Raw genomic sequence first — 16,599 nt, 5'->3', positions numbered from 1 at the left:
GTGTAGGTGTCGCTAGGTTTTCGTCTTGATCAGCTCGGCGCACTTCTCCCCCATGGCCATGATGGTGATATTGGGATTCACGGCGGGCAGTTTCGGCATGGCCGAGGCATCGACCACGCGCAGCCGCCGCACGCCTTTGACCCGCAGGTGCGGATCGAGCACCGCCATGGGGTCGGTGACCGCGCCCATGCGGGCGGTGGCGGCCGGGTGGTAGACGGTGTTGTGGGTGCGGTGCAGGTATTCGAGCAATTCGTCGTCGGTGACGGCGTCCGGGCCGGGTGCAAGTTCGCGGGCCGCCCAGTCGCGCAGCGGGGTCTGCTCGGCCATGCGGCGGGCGAGGCGGATGCCGTGCAGCATGACGCGCTCGTCGTGCCCGTCCGGATCGCTGAAGTAGCGCGGGTCCACGCGCGGCTTGTCACGGAAGTCGCGCGAGCGCAGCCGCACCGTACCGCGCGAATATCCTTGCGTCACATTGGGAGTCAGGCAGAAGCCATTGTCAGTGGTGGGATAGCCCCAGCGCACCGTGTTCATATCGAAGGGCACGCTGCCGTAGTGCATCATGAGGTCCGGCAGGTCGAGACCGGCGACGGTGGTGGCGAAGACGCCGATCTCCCACCACTGGGTGCACGAGGTGATCATGGGCCGGGCGGCTTCCCAGAACACCAGGCCCTCGACGTGATCATCGAGATTGGCGCCGACTCCGGGCGCGTCCACCCGCACCGGAATTCCCATGTCCCGCAGGTGTTCCGCCGGGCCGATGCCGGAAAGCATGAGCAGCTTCGGAGTGTCGATGGCGCCGGTGCTGACGATCACTTCCCGCCGGGCGTGCACGGTGTCGAAGCCGGTGAGGTCCGGTCGCCTGTACCGCGCACCGATGGCGGAATTCGTTTCGTCGAACAGGATTTCGCTGGTCCAGCAGCCGGTGCGCACGGTGAGATTGGACCGTTTACCCAGGACGGGATGCAGGTAGGCGTGCGAAGACGACTGCCGGATATTGTCACCGTCGGCATTGATCTGGAACCAGCCCGCGCCATTGCGCACGGTTTCGCCCCGATTGAATTGCACCGTAGGCAATCCCACCTTGGCGGCGGCCTCCAGCACCGCATAGCCGCACGGATCCTTGGGCGGCACATCGCGGATCTCGACCGGCCCGCTACGGCCGTGATGGGCGGCCGCGGCCGTATTGCGTTCGAGCTTGGCCACATACGGCAGCAGCCCGTCCGCGCCCCAGCCGGTCGCGCCCATGGCTTCCCACTCGTCGAGCCCTTCGGCGGGCGGGTGGAAGGCGATGCACGAATTGTGCGAGGAGCAGCCGCCGAGCACCTTGGCCCGCGAGTGGCGTAGGAAGCTGTTGCCGCTGTCCTGCGGTTCCACCGGATAGTCCCAGTCGTAACCGGATTCGAGCAGGTGCATCCAGTCGGCCAGCCGCAGGATCTTGTCGTCGCCGACATCGGAGGGACCGGCCTCCAGCAGGCAGACCGTCACCTCCGGGTCCTCGCTGAGCCGGGCCGCCACCACACACCCGGCCGAGCCGCCGCCGACGATCACATAGTCGAAGGCGTCGGTCATGACACCACCCGAGCCGGTGCGGCGGCATGCCCGGCGAGCACGCCGATGACGCGAGTTCCCCGCAGCGCGAACCAGATCAGGCCCGCGGCCAGGATGGCGCCGATGTAGAGGAACGCGCCCCAGGTGTAGTACCAGGGGCTGCCGTAGATGGCCGGGCGCGGCCAGGCCAGGTTGATCGCCATGCCCAGGCCCCACAGCACGGCGAAGACATTGACCGCCATACCCCAGCGCCCCATGGTGAAATATCCGCCCGCGGCCAGGTCTTCGGCGGGCCAGTTGCCGCGCAGCCGCTGGTAGAGCATGGGCGCGGTGACGCCCAGGTACGCGAGGTAGATCATGATCACGGCAATCGAGGTGATCACCGTGAACACCTTCGGCTGACCGATATTGACGACCAGAATGAGCGCCGCCAGCAGGCCGATCACCACCGCCGGCACCACCGGCGTCTTGTGCTTGTCGCTCACCCGGGCCAGCTGCGCGCTGAACGGGAGCGCATTGTCGCGAGCCATGGCGAAGGTCAGGCGGATGGCTGCGGTGTGCACGGCCAAGGCGCACACGGTCACCGCGATGGCGATGCACACCACCATGATCTTGCCCAGCGTTCCGCCCATCACCTGCTCGACGATGTACTGCAAACCGCCGCCCGCCGTGCCGAGCATCTCGTCGTCGAGATTCGGCGCGGACAGCACCGCGAACACCAGAATGGCGCCGCCGATCACGAAGGAGGCCAAGAGGGCTCGCAGAATCGCCTTGGGCGCGGTGCGGCGCGGTTCCACGGTCTCCTCGCCGAGCGAGCTGGCGGTGTCGAAACCGTACATGACGTAACCGGAAGCGAGCGTGGCGATCAGGAATGCGCCCAGGTAGCCGCCGCTCTGCTCGGCGCCGTAACCGTTGGCGGAGAAGAAGACATCGGGACCGCGGGTGACGTGCAGGCCCAGGATGATGGCAATCGCCACGGCGGCAATGAGTTCGATGAAAACGCCGGTGCTGTTGATCATGGCCATGAGGCGCACGCCGAAGGCGTTCACCACCGTCGTGAACACGATGAGCACGGTGCCGAGAATGACCGCGTTGGTGGCGAAGTCACGGGTTCCGGTGCCGTCGCCGATGATCTGGAATCCGCTCCACAGCCGGGGCAGATTCAGTTGCAGCGCCAGCACCACGGCCGCCAGGCTGACAATGGACGCGGTGAGCATGAGCCAGCCCGCCGACCAGCCGACGAACTGATTGCCCAGCTTCTTGGCCCAGTTGTAGACCGAGCCCGCCACCGGATACTTCGCCGCCAATTCCATGAAACAGAGCGCGACGGCGAACTGGCCGACGAATACCAGCGGCCACGACCACAGATATCCGGGTCCGGCGGTGCCGTAACCGAAGTAGAACATCTGGAAGGTGCCGGTGAGGATGGAGATATAGCTGACGCCGGCGGCGAAGCTGGAGAATTTGCCGATGCGGCGGCTGAGGGATTCCTTGTAGCCGAAGTCGGCCATGCCGTGGTCGGGGGTGGTCGCCGTGGTTGGAGCAGGGGGACGGGTAGTCGTCATGACGGCCCAACTTTCAGAAAAATGATGCAAACGGGGTTCGGGGCGAAGCCCTGAGAGTCCCGAGAGTTGGAAATATTCAGTTGTTTCCGGCGAACCAGCCGCCCACCGCGGGCGCGGTGTTGTGCCATATGTGTTTGGTCTCTTGGTATTCGGCCAGGCCGCTGGGGCCGAGTTCACGGCCGATTCCGGAGCGGCCGAATCCACCCCATTCGGCGGCCGGGGTGTAATAGCCGAAGTCGTTGAGCCAGACCGTGCCGTGGCGCAGGGCGCGGACGAGGCGTTCGCCTCGGGCAGGGTCGGCGGTACGGACACCCGCGGCCAAGCCGTAGGCGGTGTCGTTTCCCAGAGCGATGGCTTCGGCTTCGGTAGTGAAGCGTTCGACGGTGAGGATGGGACCGAAGGTCTCTTCCTGGACGATGCGCATCCAGCGTTGGCACTCGTCGAAGATGGTCGGCAGGTAGTAGCTTCCGGCTGCGAGCGCTGCATCAGAGGGGCGCGCTCCGCCTGTCACGAGCTTTGCGCCTTCGGAAATACCCAGGGCTACATAGGCTTCCACGTTTGCGCGATGCTGCTCGGAGACGAGGGGCCCGGTTTCGCTGGCCGGGTCCATACCGGGACCGACGCGGATACGCTCGGCCCGCCGTGCCAGTTCGGCGACGAAGCTCTCGGCAATGGACTCGTGCACGATGAGTCGTGTTCCCGCCGAGCAGACTTGGCCCGAATGCAGGAACGCACCGGTGAGCACCGCGTCCACCGCGCTGTCGAAATCGGCGTCGGGAAACACGATGTGCGGGTTCTTGCCGCCCAGTTCCAGTGCCACCCTGGTGATGTGAGCGGCCGCGTTGCGGGCGATGGACTCCCCGGTGGCCACGCCGCCCGTGAAGGAGATGAGATCCACATCGGGCGTATCGGTGAGCGCGGAACCGACTGTGGCCCCGCTGCTCTGGATCAAGTTGACGACCCCGGCGGGCACTCCGGCGCGATCGATGAGCCGCACCAGGGCAATGGTGCTCAATGGCGTGACCTCGCTGGGCTTGGCCACCATGGTGCATCCGGCGGCCAGCGCCGGCGCGATCTTCCACGACATCTGCAGCAGCGGATAATTCCACGGCGCGATGAGCGCGCACACCCCGGCGGGTTCGCGCACCACGCGGCTGATGATCGCCGGATTGCCGGTATCGATGAGCCGGTCCGCGCCGGTGGCGGCCAGCCGGGCGTAGTACCGGAAGACCGCGATCACATCATCGATGTCGATGTGGCTCTCGCGCAGCGTCTTTCCGGTGTCCAGGGTTTCGATGCGCGCCAGCTCGTCGCGTGTCGCACCGAGCAGCTCGGCAATGCGTTCCAGCACGGCGATCCGCTCGGCCACTGACGTCCGCGGCCAGCCACCGGTGTCGAAGGCGGCGCGGGCGGCGGCCACCGCGGTCACCGCATCGGCGCGATCGGCCTCGTCGACGGTGACGATCACCGTCCCGTCGGCCGGATTCACGATGTCGCGAGTGCCGCCGCCGGCCGCATGCACCCATTTCCCGTCGATATACAGATTCGGCGCACCACAGAGCTCGTCTAACATTGCGCTTCGCCGATCCGCTTGCGGGTCCATTCGTGGAATTCGGCGATATGGTGCTCGGCGGGCACCAGCACCCCGCCCTTGCGATACGCCCGCGACGACATGGCCGGCTGGGTGCGTTCGCACGCCGCGAAATCCTGTTCGTTCACCCTGTGGAACAGTTCCACGGAATGGTCGAGCGCACCGCCGGATCGGACCACATCCGGCGCGTACAGCCAATCGCATTCGACGATCGTGCGGTCGTGCGCCATGGGATACATGCGGTGGAGGATGACGTGATCGGGCACCAGATTCACGAACACCGTCGGCCGGATGGTGATGGCGAAATACCTGCGGTCCTGCTCCGGCGCCAGATCCGGGAGCGGATCGAAACCGGCGCGGCCGTCGACGGTGAATCCGGCTATGCGCTCGCCGAATTCCGCGCCGTGACCGACGTAGTACTGCGCGGCGTACCCGCCCGCGAACTCCGGCAGCACCTCCACCAGTTCGGGATGAATGGTGGCGCAGTGGTAGCACTCCATGAAGTTCTCGACTATGAGCTTCCAATTGGCGGCCACGTCGTAGACCACGCGTTTGCCGACCGTGAGGCGTTCCATGCCGTAGCGGTCGATGGCGGCCGGATCGCCCAGCCGGGCGGTGGCCGCACCCATGACATCGGTTTCGAAGGACGGCGGGTCGTCAGCCAGGCAGACCCAGGCGTAGCCCAGCCATTCCCGCAGTGCGACCGGGACCAGGCCGTAGGCGACGCGATCGATGGGTGCGCCCGAATCATCGTGCAGGGACTTGATATTGGGTGCGGCGACCAGTTTCCCGTCGAGCGCGTAGGTCCAGGCGTGATAGGGGCAGCGCAGGGTACGGCGCACCTGCCCTTCGGATTCCGTGCAGATCATGGCGCCGCGGTGGCGGCAGATATTCAGGAAGGCGCGCAGTTCGCCGTCCTGGCCGCGCACCAGCAGCACGCTCTCCCGGCCGACCTGGATGCGGCGGAAGGCGCCGGGCTCGTCGATGTCCGAGGAGCGGGCCGCGCAGAACCACATGGTTTCGAAGATGTGTTCCTGTTCGGCGCGGAAAACCGCAGGGTCGCAGTAGTACTCACCACCGAGGGTGGGGATCAGATCCGAGGTCACAGGGATACCAGCCTTTGCGGGGCGAACAGATCGATGGGGTGGCCGGTCGTTCCCGTCATGGCGAGCTCCGCGAGGATCTCCCCCACGACGGGGACGAATTTGAAGCCGTGACCGGAGAATCCGCAGGCGACGGTGACCGCGGTGTGCGCCGGGTGGCGGGCGATGACGAAGTGCTGGTCGGCGGTATTGGAGTACATGCAGGTGGCGGTGTGGATGGCGCGGCCGGCGAGGGCGGGCAGCAATTCGGTGACGCGCGTGCGCATTTCGGTGATCTCGTCGGGATGCACCGTGCGGTCGATGGTCTCCGGAGTGCAGCGCGTGCCCTTGCGGAAGAAGGCGGTCTTCACGCCGCCGTCCGGGCCGTCGATGGCCGGGAAGCCGTAAATCTGTGCACCCGCGGCGTTTTCGGCGATGTAGATGGGGTCGTGCTCGAAGTTCTTGCCGCCGTTGACCGGGTCGAGCCAGTACATGACCTGGCGTTCGATCTCGATGCCGACGCCCAGATCGGCCAGCAGGCCGGGAGCCCAGGCTCCGGGGCAGATCACCAGTTGACCGGCTGTGTAGGTACCGGCGCCGGTGGTGACGGTGATGCCGCTCCTGCTGTCCGCCCAATCCTGGACCTGTTCGCCGAAACGCAGGGTCGCGCCCGCCGCGGCGGCCAGCTTCAGGTGTGCGCCCACGGTGAGTTCGGGGCGCGCGAAGCCCGCCTGTTCCTCGTACAGTCCGATGAGATCCGCGCCGGGCGTGAAGTTGGGGAAGCGGGAGCGAATGTCACCGGCGCTCAAGATGTCGTGCGGCAGTGACCATTCCTCGGCGGCGCGGATGCTGCCCGCCACGGTCTCGCAGTCCGGTGGACCCACGTAGAGGCCGCCGGTGAGCCGGTACACCTCGTCGCCGGAGTCCCGGGCCAACTGCTCCCACAGCTCGTAGGCGCGCAGCAGCAGCGGCACGTAGGCGGGGTCCTCGAAATAGGACTGGCGGATGATGCGGGAGCCGCCGTGGCTGGAACCCCTGCTGTGGGCGGGCGTGAACTTCTCCAAGCCCAGGACGCGGTGGCCGGCGCGGGCGAGGTGGCAGGCGGCGGCGCTGCCCATTCCACCCAGGCCGATGACGATGACGTCGTAGGTGTCGGGCACGGTTACCTCCGGATCAGCGACATCTCGGGATCGACCACGGGTTCGGCGTGTACCCGGCCGGTGAATGTCTTTGTCAGATAGTCGATTTCGACTGGATCGCCGGGCTGGACCGCGCTGGGCAGCCAGGCGTAGGCGATGGTGCGGGCAATGGTGGCGGAATAGCCTGCGCTGGTGACGTATCCGGCGACCGAGCCGTGGACGGTGACCGGTTCCTTGCCGAGCACGACGGCGTGCGGGTCGTCGAGAACGACCGACCGCAGGATCTTCTCGGGCGGCGCGGCGGCTGCCAGGGCCTGTTTGCCGATGAACGACGGTTTGCCCATGCGCACGGCGAACCCCACTCCGGCGGCCTCCGGGGTGTGTTCGGTGGTCATATCCGTGCCCCAGGAGCGGTAGCCCTTCTCCAGGCGCAGGCTGTTGAAGGCGATCCGCCCCGCGGCGATGACCCGGTGCCGGGCGCCGGCCTCCCACAGCAGATCCCACAGGGCCGCACCGTGTTCGGCGCTGGCGTAGATCTCCCAGCCGAGGTCGCCGACGTAGGACACGCGCAGCATGGTGACCGGAATGCTGCCCAGATAGGTCCGCATGGCCTTGAAGTATCCGAAGGCCTTGTGCGACAGGTCGTCCGCGCACAGCGGTTGCACCATCGCCCTGGCCTGCGGGCCCCAGACGCCGACACAGCAGGTGCCGCCGGTGATGTCGCGCAGGGTGACGCTGCCGTCACCGGGCAGATGCCGGGTGAACCAGTCGAAATCCGAGGGACCGTTCGCACCGACCTGGTAGAGCTGCTCACCGAGCCGGGCCACGGTGAGATCGCTGCGGACGCCGCCGTTCTCGTCCAGCAGCAGGGTGTAGGTGACCGCGCCGGGCTTCTTGCCGACGTCATTGGTCGTCAGCTCTTGCAGGAAGTCCGTCGCTCCCCGGCCGCTCACCTCGTAGCGGGTCAGCGGGGTCATGTCGTACATGGCGACATGGTTTCGGGTCCACGCGGCTTCGGCGATCGAGATGGGCGAGTAGAACTGGTTCGACCAGTCGTCGCGAGGCGGGAAGTCGACGCCTTGCGCGGCGAGTTCGTCCACCAGACCGGCATTGGCCTCGAACCAGGCCGGGCGTTCCCAGAGACCGCCTTCGAAGCAGAACGCGCCCAGCTCCCGGTGCCGGGCATGGAACGGGCTGGTGCGCAGATCCCTTGGTGCGGTGCGGTATTGGTGCGGGTGAATGATGTCGTAGACCTCGACGAAGGCCTGCACACTGGTGCGCCGGATGAAATCCGGGCTGCGCGCGGCGTCCTCGAAGCGATACAGATCGCCCTCGTGCAGATCGATGCCGGGCGTGCCGTTCACGATCCACTGCGCCATCGCGCGGGCCACGCCCGCCGAATGCGTCACCCACACCGCTTCGGCCACCCAGAATCCGGCCAGGTCGCGGTGCTCGCCCAGGATGGGGAAGCCGTCCGGGGTGAAGGAGAAGATGCCGTCGAATCCCTCGTCGACCTTGGTGTCGCCGAGTGCGGGCAGCAGCGTGCGGCTCGCCGCCCAGGCGGGTTCGAATTCGGATTCGGTGAACGGGAGCATGGACGGCATCGGCTCGTTCGCGGTGTCGCGGAGCAGATCCGCCATGTCGACCGGGCGCGGTTCGTGCCCGTAGTAGCCGATTCCGATGCGGTCGCCGTAGGTGCGGTAGTACAGGTCGGCGTCCTGGTGCCGCAGGATGGGCAGCCGTTCGCCGCCGAGCGCGGGAACCGGTGCGGTCTTGGCGAATTGGTGTGCCATGGGCACCAGCGGCACGGTGAGATCGACCGTGCGTCCGAGCTCGGCGCCCCAGAAGCCGGCGGCGCTGATGACGATATCGGCGGTGTACTCGGTGCCGTCGGCCGTGCGGACGCCCCGCACGCGCCCGTCCCGGTGCAGTACCTCGACCACCTCGCAGTCACCGGCGAAGCGCGCGCCGCGGGCGACGGCTCGGCGGGCCTGCTCCTCCGCTGCGCGTACCGCCAGTGCCAAACCATCTGTGGGCGTGTGGAATCCGCCGAGGATCCGCTCCCGATCGAGCAGCGGGAACAACCTCGCGCACTCCGCGGGGTCGAGCAGCCGGCCCTCGATTCCCCACGCGGCCGCCCACCCGCGCCTGCGGTGCAGATCGCGCCACCGCTCCGGCGTGGTGGCCACCTCCAGCCCGCCGACCGCGTCGAAGGCCTCCATAGCGGTGAATTTCTCCACCGTGTACCGGGCCAGTTCCGCCATGGTCTTGGATCCATTGGTCTGGAACACCAATCCCGGTGCGTGCGAGGTGGATCCGCCCGTCCGGAACAGCGGGCCCCGATCGAGGACGGTGACATCGGTCCAGCCCAGCCGGGTGATCTCCTCCGCCAGGCCCGTGCCCACGATTCCCGCACCGATGATGACGACTCGCGGCTGTATCACCGCGCCTCCAAGTTGTTGCGTATTGCGCACCAAGTGCCGTAATACGCAACTATGCTCCGCTCGGTCGGATACCCTGTCAACCGAAACGACGAAATACGTATTCCCTTTGTTTCCTGCACGTTTCGGGGCTCGACCAGGGATGATACGAGGGCCCGGGACGGCGTCTCGCGCTGCGCGGCGAGCGGCCACACGCTGCCCATCGCCTACGGCTCGCGCCGGCTCGGGAGTCGCGGCCACCCGTGCGAGGGGCACGGCCATCCGGTCGAGGGACACAGCCGCCGCGCACCCCACGGACCGCCCGATCCCGCGCGCAGACTCGCCGGGTCGGGCGCGCCGCGATCCGGCCAACCTCTGCCAAGATCAGCATCTGTCCCGCAACTACGCACAGTGAGGTGGGTGATGGCCGACCCGTTCGAGGATGGCGGCGCGCTGACCGCCGAGCGATTGCGACTGCTCGGCGAGATCCTGAACGGGCCCAGCATCGCGGTGCTGCGGACGCTGGGCATCCGGCCCGAATGGCGCTGCTGGGATATCGGTTCCGGCGCAGGCCATATCGCCAACTGGATGTCCGCGACCGGGGCCTCGGTCCTCGCCACGGACCTGCACACCGGCCGCATCCGGGTGCCCGACACCGTCGAGGTGTCCGTCCACGACGTGCGCACCGATCCGCTGCCCGGACGGTTCGATCTCATTCACGCGCGGCTGCTGTTCATGCGGCTGCCCGAGCCCGAGCGGGTGATCGCCCGACTGGTCCCCGCCTTGAAGCCCGGCGGCGTGCTGGTGATCTCCGATTGGGGTCGCCCCGAGGCCGACCCGGTCATCAATGCCCCCGATGCGACCAGCGGTGCGGCGGCCGAACGCGTCACCAGCGCGCTGCGCGAGGCGGCGGATGCGGCCGGCATCGATTTCGACTGGGCCCGGCGCACGCCCGCGGCCTTCCTCGCCGCCGGACTGTCCACCGTGACCACCCATATCGCGAGCACCACCTGGACCGGAAACAGCTCCGGCTGCCGCCTGCTCGCCCTCTACAGCCGGCTGTTCCAAACCTCGCCCGCCGCAACGGCATCACTGCGCGACGACGCCGCCGCGCTCACCCAGCCCGAACTGATGCTGTGGTCGCCGTGCCTGTACACCACCACCGGTAGGGCGCGCTAGCGGTCACCGGCCGTGCAGGGTGCGCAGATAGGCGTTGTAGTCGCGCAGCTCGTCATCGGCGGCCGCGGCGGAAAAGCGTTCGGCCCTGGCATTCTCGCGCTGTTCGTCGCGGTGCCAGCGGATGGCGAAGATGGTCACGATGATCAACGCGGCGGGCTCGCCGTACGACCAGGCCAGTGAGCCGGCGAGTTTCTGATCGGCGAGGACGTCCACGGCCCACGCGGCGGGCGGGTCGGCGAACAGGGCGATCATCGGGGTGGAGGCCATCATCAGGACGACGCCGATGAAGACGTGCAGGGGCATCTCGACGAAGATGTCGAAGAAGCGGCCCAGATTGCTCTGCCGCATGGGCAGGGGTCCCGTCGCGAGCACCGGGATGATGAACAGCAGGCCGGACACCAGGAACAGCACTTCGAGTGCGATATGGCCGGGCCAGCGGGATCCCACGGTGTCCAGCAGCGGCGTCAGATACAGGCCGTAATAGCTGAACAGGAACAGCGGAATCGTCACTCCGGGATGCAGGAGGATGCGGGCGATGCGGCTGCGCAAGCCGGCCAGGGCCGCCACGAGCACCACCCGGCCCGCGCCGTGATGGGCGGTCGCGCGCAGCAGCAGCAAGCCGGGCGACCCCAGCACCCACAGCGGCGGAATCGCGATGGACAGCGTCAGATGCTGGAACATCCAGATGCTGAAGAGCTTGTAGCCGTAGCCCTCGATGGCCAGTCCCGTGACCGCCACCAGCACAGCGCATCCGGTCATGAAGCAGGCGGTCCGCCACCACGGCCAGTCCCGGCCCGCCGCGCGCACCCGCCACACGCCCCAGCCGTACAGGACGGCCGCGACGATGCCGATCACCGGCAGGACCGGGACGGGCTGCGGATTCCACGCCAGCAATGCGGGCAGCGTCGGCGCCACCTCCGGCAGATGAACCGCGCCCGCAATCACCATGTCCCGCATCGCTCCCAGAGTCGCAAAAATCTACGTAGCAAGATAGTAGATCATGGGATTAGCGGTGTTCAGACCGCATGGCACGCTGATGTATTGCGACACGCTCACCGGGTATCCCCACCCTGTTACCGTCGATTACGCGGAACCTCCAAAACTAAGGAGCACGCCATGTGGGGCATCATCACCATGATCATCATCGGCCTCATAGCCGGTGCCATCGCCCGCCTCATAGTCCCCGGCAAAGAAGACTTCGGCTGGATCCTCACCATCGTCCTGGGCATTGTCGGCGCCTGGGTCGGCGGCACCCTGGGCAGCCTCGTCTTCGCCCCCCACGAATTCACCATCCGCCCACCGGTGGAGCACACCTTCATCGGCGCCATCATCGGCTCGATCCTGATCCTATTGATCTACAAGTTCGTCCGCGCCCGCGTCTGACCCCTCGCACCCTGGTCGGCCGATCCTCCGCGCGATCGGCCGACCCCAACGCTGCCCGCGACATACCCTGACCCCCATGACCAACCACACCGCGGCCCGGGAGCACACCCACCCCTTCGTGCCCTACCACCCGCCCCGCCTCGACCAGGCCGAGGGCATCACACGCGGCACAGAATTCCACTCCTTCCTCGAATCCCGCCGCAGCGTCCGCTTTTTCGCCTCGGACCCGGTCCCGCGCCACATGATCGAACTAGCCGTGGCCGCCGCCAACACCGCTCCCTCCGGTGCCCACCATCAGCCGTGGAAATTCATCGCCATCAGCGACCCGGCAATCAAACACCGCATCCGCGAGGCCGCCGAACACGAAGAACGCATCAACTACGAAGGCGGCCGCCTTCCCGAAGCGTGGCGAACCGCCCTGGCCCCCTTGGAAACCAACTCCGACAAGTCCTACCTCGACGTGGTCCCGTGGATCGTGGTGGTCTTCGCCGAAAAGAGCACTCCCCTCCCCGACGGCACCCTCCGCAAGAACTACTACGTCAACGAAAGTGTCGGCATAGCCTGTGGCCTGTTCATCGCCGCTCTCCACACCATGGGCCTGGCCACCCTCACCCATACCCCCAACCCCATGGCGTTCCTGAGCGAAATCCTGCACCGCCCCACCACCGAACGCCCCTACATCCTCTTCCCCATCGGCTACCCCGCCCCCGACTGCGAAGTCCCGGCCCTCAGCCGTAAGCCTGACGCCCTCGAGTTCTTCCCACGCGCCTGAATCCCGGATTGGCTACGGAGATTGCGGTGCCTGTTGCTGCTGGGCATCCAGAAGGGCCAGGTACAACCGAGTCGCGACCGCATCGAACGGCTCGGTTCCCGGGTCCGAATACGTCCGGGCGCCGGGAAGCGAGGCGGCATGGTCGCGTGCGGCGCCGGCCAGCGCGCCCATGATCCCGGCCGATCGCTGAATGGCCGACTTCTTGGCCCAGGCAAGATGTTTCGCGTTTTCCGGCAGGAGGGCCTCGCACGCCATCCGGATGCAGAGCTTGTCGACCTGTTCTCCCAACCGCTCCCCGAAAAACACTGGGGCAGCCATGGTTTCGGCGGCATCCCAGAAGCGGAGAGTCTGGAAGACAAGAACGAATCGGTCCGCATACCTGCCCATGACGCGAGCGTAGAAGTCCGGCACGAGCCGGCGATAGCGGAAGTTGCGGTCCGACTCGTCGCGAATGATCCGGTCCAACTCCTCCGTGGCCTGCGGTGACCCCGCCGGATGCCGAATCGCCTTGCCGCCACCGGCAATCGCATCGGCGCCGCTACCGGTCAGAATCGGTCCGACCTCGAGGCGATCCAGCGCGGGAAGCGCGGCCAGCAATGGAATCGCGTACGAGATCTCCCACAATTCCGCGATACCGAGCAACCGCACCGCTTCCCCGGCCAACCCGGCCACCGCTCGATCATCGAGCTCGACGAGCTCGTGGGTAAGCCCCAACGCGTCCGCCGCGGCCGCCGCATTCTCCCCGTCGGTCCCACCCCTGGCGACAACCGTCAGAGCATGCGGACGAACACCCAGCCGCACGGCAGCCGCGGCAACCAGGATCGAATCGACCCCTCCGGACAACAGCACAACCGGCGTACCGGAATGCGCCCGCAGCACAGCCTCCACCCGCGAGAGCATCTCACGCTCGAACACAATCGCGGCAGCACCCGGATCGGTCAGCGTGCGCCGCTGCGGATGAGGAGTGCCGATATCCCGGATATCAGCGACGAATTGCATTGCGTCACCGGTCTGCTCGGCCCAGACCATGCCCCCGTCACCCTGCCCTGTCATCTGCCCGATCCTCATGCCCCGGAACCCTACGAGATCGGTTCCGCACTGGGCCAACGAAACCGCAACTCCTCCCCCACCCGCAGCCCCCGCCACCGCGGCGCCAGCTCATCGAGCCGCGCTCCGATCCGCTCGAGGGCCTCTCGAACATCCTCATCCACCTCCGCACCCTGCGGAGCCCATTCCGGCGGCCGCGCCGACGGATCATGCCTGCGCACCCAAGCGACAAGCGACAACCCCGCCAGCCGCTCCGACACACTCATCTGATCCCCCTTGGCATGACCGGCCTCACGCATCCGCTCCTCCCGCTTCCGCTGCCTCCGCCCCTCCCGCCGCGCCTCCCGCGGATCCTTCTTCCCCTCCCCCACCGCCCGAAACATCCCCCCACCCCGCGCCGCCCGCCCGAACACCGCATCATCCAGCCCAAGCTCACACTCAACGACATAATGAGCCAGATCATGCGGCACAAAATCGTGATACCCCGGCGCCGGATCCAGTTCCCGCACCCCATACACAGCATCCGCAACCACCGTCGAATACCGCCGCACCCCGGTCCGTTTGAAGGTCACATCCACAAACTCCACGGTAATCCGACCCCCATCCCCAAGCATCCGATTATTCCCCGCCGCAACCACCTGGCAACAAAAAGAAGCCGACCCTGACCGACCGTGTAGTCGTCGAAGACTGCTTCTCCGATTGGCAATACAGGGTGTTCTGGCTCGTGCCAGCTCCAGTCATTGACTCGGAGCGGCCACACATGATGCAGTCACGAAAGCTCGCGCAGATGTCGACAGAAGATGCCGGCCAACTACAAGGGGATAGACCATGGGCGACAAGCAGAAGACCCCCGACTGGGTTGCCGAAAGCGGCGCCTGGGTGCTGGAAAACGGGCACCGCACGTTGTTGAAGCTGACCGGCGGTCGCTGGCCGCACAGGTTCGGCTCGATGCAGGTGTTGGAGCTGCACACCATCGGTCGCAAGACCGGTCAGCGGCGCTCCACGTTATTGAGCTCGCCCATTTTCACTCCGGAGCGGATCATCCTGATCGCCTCGCTCGGCGGCGCTTCGCACAACCCCGCCTGGTATCTGAATCTCGTCGCCCATCCCACTGTCGAGATCACCGTGCGCGGTGAGACCAAGCCGTACATCGCGCGCACCGCTTCCACGGAGGAAAAGGCCGCGCTCTGGCCCGAGATCACCCGCGGCTTCGGCAACCCGTACGACGGATATCAGCGCAGCACTGCGCGGGATATCCCGGTGGTTATCTGCGAACCGGCCTGACAGCGGCTCGTTCACGCCTCGACGGCCGCTTTCGCGAGCATCGTGTAGCAGGTGCGAGTGGCCGCGAGGGTTCGGCTGGATAGGGTGGCGAATCGTGATCGACTTTCGGCATCTGGTTCCAGCCGTCATCGTGGCAGCGAGTGTGACCGCCTGCGGCGGAGCGGAGCCAGATTCACCGACTCACCCATCCTGCAACGCCAGCGCCCCAACCGGGACCGTTTTCGCCACCGAACAGCGCCCTGATGTGCCGTTCACCATCCAGGTTCCGCAACTGCCGGGCTGGCAGCAGACGTCCGTTGAAGAAGGCGACGCTGCGGTGTCACGTATCGGCTTCCGGAAGGGCACTGCGACCGTCACCGTCCGCATACTCCCCGCCCGCGGGACCTCAACCGTGATGGGGGTCAGTATGGGTGACGGATGGCGAGAGTTGGGATCCGAGACCATCTCGGTGTGCGGTTTGGAGGCCCACAGGACCACCGGGATCTCCCCCGCCTCCGACGGAGACCTTTACGAGGACTTCCTTGGATCCGCTTACGATGCAGGCGAAATGACGTACCCGATCATGATGTCCGCCCAGACCCCGGCCACCGATCGAGACATGTACCAACCCGATTTCGATACCTTCGTCAACGGGCTGCAAATTGTGCCGCAAGGCACGCTCTAGGACGGCGTCTCACGTCATTGTGATCGTTTGCGGCGGGCCGGAACGCTCGCCGAAACTACCCAGTTGGTCCCGGTCGTGGCCGGGCTTCTCGCTCAGCGTTGGGGGGTCAGCGTGATGGCGCCGATCACCACTCCACCGAAATACGCCGGGCCCTCGTACCCGCCGTGTCCATCGCTGATCAGTACGACTCGGTGGCCGGGAAATAGGTCCACGTAACCACCGTCGGGCGTCGAATGAATTGGGTAACGCCCTATCAAAACCAGGTCCCCACCCTCGACACGCGCGTCGCGCTGCAAGAGCACGATGCCGGACGACCACGTCGTGGACGTGTAGGCACCGGGTTCGACGTCGGCGAACGCTTGACCGACCGTGCCGAAGAGCGTGATGACACCCGCGGCCACAGCAATCGCAGCAGTCCGGACCATCGCTGGTCTCGCGCGTAGGGACATCGCCAACTCCTGTCGCCTCGGGTTGTCAACTCTACGCCTGATCTGATCTCAACGCGGCCGAGTAACCCCGACCCCGTTGATCTTCCGTGGGCAGGCGCCGGCCGCTTCGGATGGCCCGCACCGCGGCATGCGCAGCGCCGCCAATGGAATCTCCAGGGACAAGCCCAATTCGGTGAGCCGGTGGTGCACGCGCGGCGGGACTGCGGTCACAGCCCCAGCCCTCCTCGAAATAGCCAGAACCATCATGGTGACGCCGTTAGACGACTCGACCGGACTTCGACAGGACCAGCCGACGAAACGTTCGGCGGCGAATTCTTGGGTTTTCTTGGCGCGGGTCCGATCAGTGGACTAAACAAATATGGCCCCTGACCATATTTCCTGGTCAGGGGCCATACTTCTGCTCCCCCATCTGGACTCGAACCAGAAACCTGCCGATTAACAGGCAGTTGGAGTGGGGTGTAAAGCCCCCCGTGGGA

Annotated in this window: 15 protein-coding genes; 5 read left to right on the top strand and 10 right to left on the bottom strand. The window is 66.5% G+C overall.

Going from position 1 to position 16,599, the window contains the following annotated elements; translation table 11 throughout:
- Window positions 1–12: 12 nt before the first annotated feature.
- From ACFVIV_RS13795 to ACFVIV_RS13770, 6 genes are all read right to left on the bottom strand, one after another.
- The gene (locus ACFVIV_RS13795; RefSeq protein ID WP_379195976.1) at window positions 13–1,569 is read right to left on the bottom strand and encodes a GMC family oxidoreductase; all 1,557 of its coding nucleotides are present in this window, start codon (window positions 1,567–1,569) and stop codon (window positions 13–15) included.
- Window positions 1,566–3,113, bottom strand: coding sequence for an APC family permease (locus ACFVIV_RS13790; protein ID WP_379195974.1), 1,548 nt, complete (start codon window positions 3,111–3,113; stop codon window positions 1,566–1,568). The genes ACFVIV_RS13795 and ACFVIV_RS13790 overlap by 4 nt, the downstream gene beginning before the upstream one ends.
- A 76-nt stretch (window positions 3,114–3,189) precedes the next feature.
- Window positions 3,190–4,686 carry an aldehyde dehydrogenase family protein gene (locus ACFVIV_RS13785; RefSeq protein WP_379195972.1) on the bottom strand — a complete coding sequence of 499 codons (1,497 nt, stop codon included), beginning with the start codon at window positions 4,684–4,686 and terminating at the stop codon, window positions 3,190–3,192.
- Window positions 4,680–5,816 carry an aromatic ring-hydroxylating dioxygenase subunit alpha gene (locus ACFVIV_RS13780; protein ID WP_379196364.1) on the bottom strand — a complete coding sequence of 379 codons (1,137 nt, stop codon included), beginning with the start codon at window positions 5,814–5,816 and terminating at the stop codon, window positions 4,680–4,682. The genes ACFVIV_RS13785 and ACFVIV_RS13780 overlap by 7 nt, the downstream gene beginning before the upstream one ends.
- The gene (gene solA / locus ACFVIV_RS13775; RefSeq protein WP_379196362.1) at window positions 5,807–6,904 is read right to left on the bottom strand and encodes an N-methyl-L-tryptophan oxidase; all 1,098 of its coding nucleotides are present in this window, start codon (window positions 6,902–6,904) and stop codon (window positions 5,807–5,809) included. Before solA ends, ACFVIV_RS13780 begins: the two co-directional genes overlap by 10 nt.
- A gap of 44 nt (window positions 6,905–6,948) precedes the next feature.
- Complete coding sequence (locus ACFVIV_RS13770) at window positions 6,949–9,369, bottom strand: FAD-dependent oxidoreductase (RefSeq protein WP_379195970.1); 2,421 nt, start codon at window positions 9,367–9,369, stop codon at window positions 6,949–6,951.
- Window positions 9,370–9,768: 399 nt separating this feature from the next.
- Here ACFVIV_RS13770 and ACFVIV_RS13765 point away from each other — a divergent pair, with 399 nt between their 5' ends.
- Window positions 9,769–10,524: a class I SAM-dependent methyltransferase gene (locus tag ACFVIV_RS13765; RefSeq protein ID WP_379195968.1), complete on the top strand. Its 756-nt coding sequence runs from the start codon at window positions 9,769–9,771 to the stop codon at window positions 10,522–10,524.
- Window positions 10,525–10,527: 3 nt separating this feature from the next.
- Here the strand turns inward: ACFVIV_RS13765 and ACFVIV_RS13760 are convergent, their stop codons facing one another.
- Window positions 10,528–11,481, bottom strand: a complete 954-nt coding sequence (locus ACFVIV_RS13760) for a cytochrome c oxidase assembly protein (RefSeq protein WP_379195966.1) — start codon at window positions 11,479–11,481, stop codon at window positions 10,528–10,530.
- 159 nt (window positions 11,482–11,640) lie between these two features.
- Here ACFVIV_RS13760 and ACFVIV_RS13755 point away from each other — a divergent pair, with 159 nt between their 5' ends.
- Together ACFVIV_RS13755 and ACFVIV_RS13750 are read left to right on the top strand one after the other, a co-directional pair.
- Entirely contained in the window at window positions 11,641–11,907 is a 267-nt protein-coding gene (locus ACFVIV_RS13755) for a GlsB/YeaQ/YmgE family stress response membrane protein (protein ID WP_379195964.1), read from the top strand.
- A 76-nt stretch (window positions 11,908–11,983) separates the two neighbouring features.
- Window positions 11,984–12,679, top strand: a complete 696-nt coding sequence (locus ACFVIV_RS13750) for a nitroreductase family protein (RefSeq protein WP_379195962.1) — start codon at window positions 11,984–11,986, stop codon at window positions 12,677–12,679.
- A 12-nt stretch (window positions 12,680–12,691) separates the two neighbouring features.
- On the opposite strand, the gene ACFVIV_RS13745 is transcribed toward ACFVIV_RS13750, so the two are convergent.
- Window positions 12,692–13,747: an asparagine synthase-related protein gene (locus tag ACFVIV_RS13745; RefSeq protein ID WP_379195960.1), complete on the bottom strand. Its 1,056-nt coding sequence runs from the start codon at window positions 13,745–13,747 to the stop codon at window positions 12,692–12,694.
- Between the two features lie 11 nt (window positions 13,748–13,758).
- The gene (locus ACFVIV_RS13740; RefSeq protein WP_379195958.1) at window positions 13,759–14,304 is read right to left on the bottom strand and encodes a hypothetical protein; all 546 of its coding nucleotides are present in this window, start codon (window positions 14,302–14,304) and stop codon (window positions 13,759–13,761) included.
- Window positions 14,305–14,554: 250 nt separating this feature from the next.
- Here ACFVIV_RS13740 and ACFVIV_RS13735 point away from each other — a divergent pair, with 250 nt between their 5' ends.
- Window positions 14,555–15,010 carry a nitroreductase/quinone reductase family protein gene (locus ACFVIV_RS13735; protein WP_379195956.1) on the top strand — a complete coding sequence of 152 codons (456 nt, stop codon included), beginning with the start codon at window positions 14,555–14,557 and terminating at the stop codon, window positions 15,008–15,010.
- A 94-nt stretch (window positions 15,011–15,104) separates the two neighbouring features.
- Window positions 15,105–15,674 (top strand): hypothetical protein, encoded by a 570-nt coding sequence (locus tag ACFVIV_RS13730; RefSeq protein WP_379195954.1) that lies wholly within the window; start codon window positions 15,105–15,107, stop codon window positions 15,672–15,674.
- A gap of 92 nt (window positions 15,675–15,766) precedes the next feature.
- Here ACFVIV_RS13730 and ACFVIV_RS13725 read toward each other — a convergent pair whose 3' ends face one another.
- Window positions 15,767–16,123, bottom strand: coding sequence for a hypothetical protein (locus ACFVIV_RS13725; protein ID WP_379195952.1), 357 nt, complete (start codon window positions 16,121–16,123; stop codon window positions 15,767–15,769).
- Between the last annotated feature and the right edge of the window lie 476 nt (window positions 16,124–16,599).

This window comes from Nocardia sp. NPDC127526, from assembly GCF_042672265.1.
In the GTDB taxonomy this organism is placed as follows: domain Bacteria; phylum Actinomycetota; class Actinomycetes; order Mycobacteriales; family Mycobacteriaceae; genus Nocardia.
Note: the sequence above shows the minus strand (reverse complement) of the source record. Positions and strands in the feature narration are given on the sequence as shown.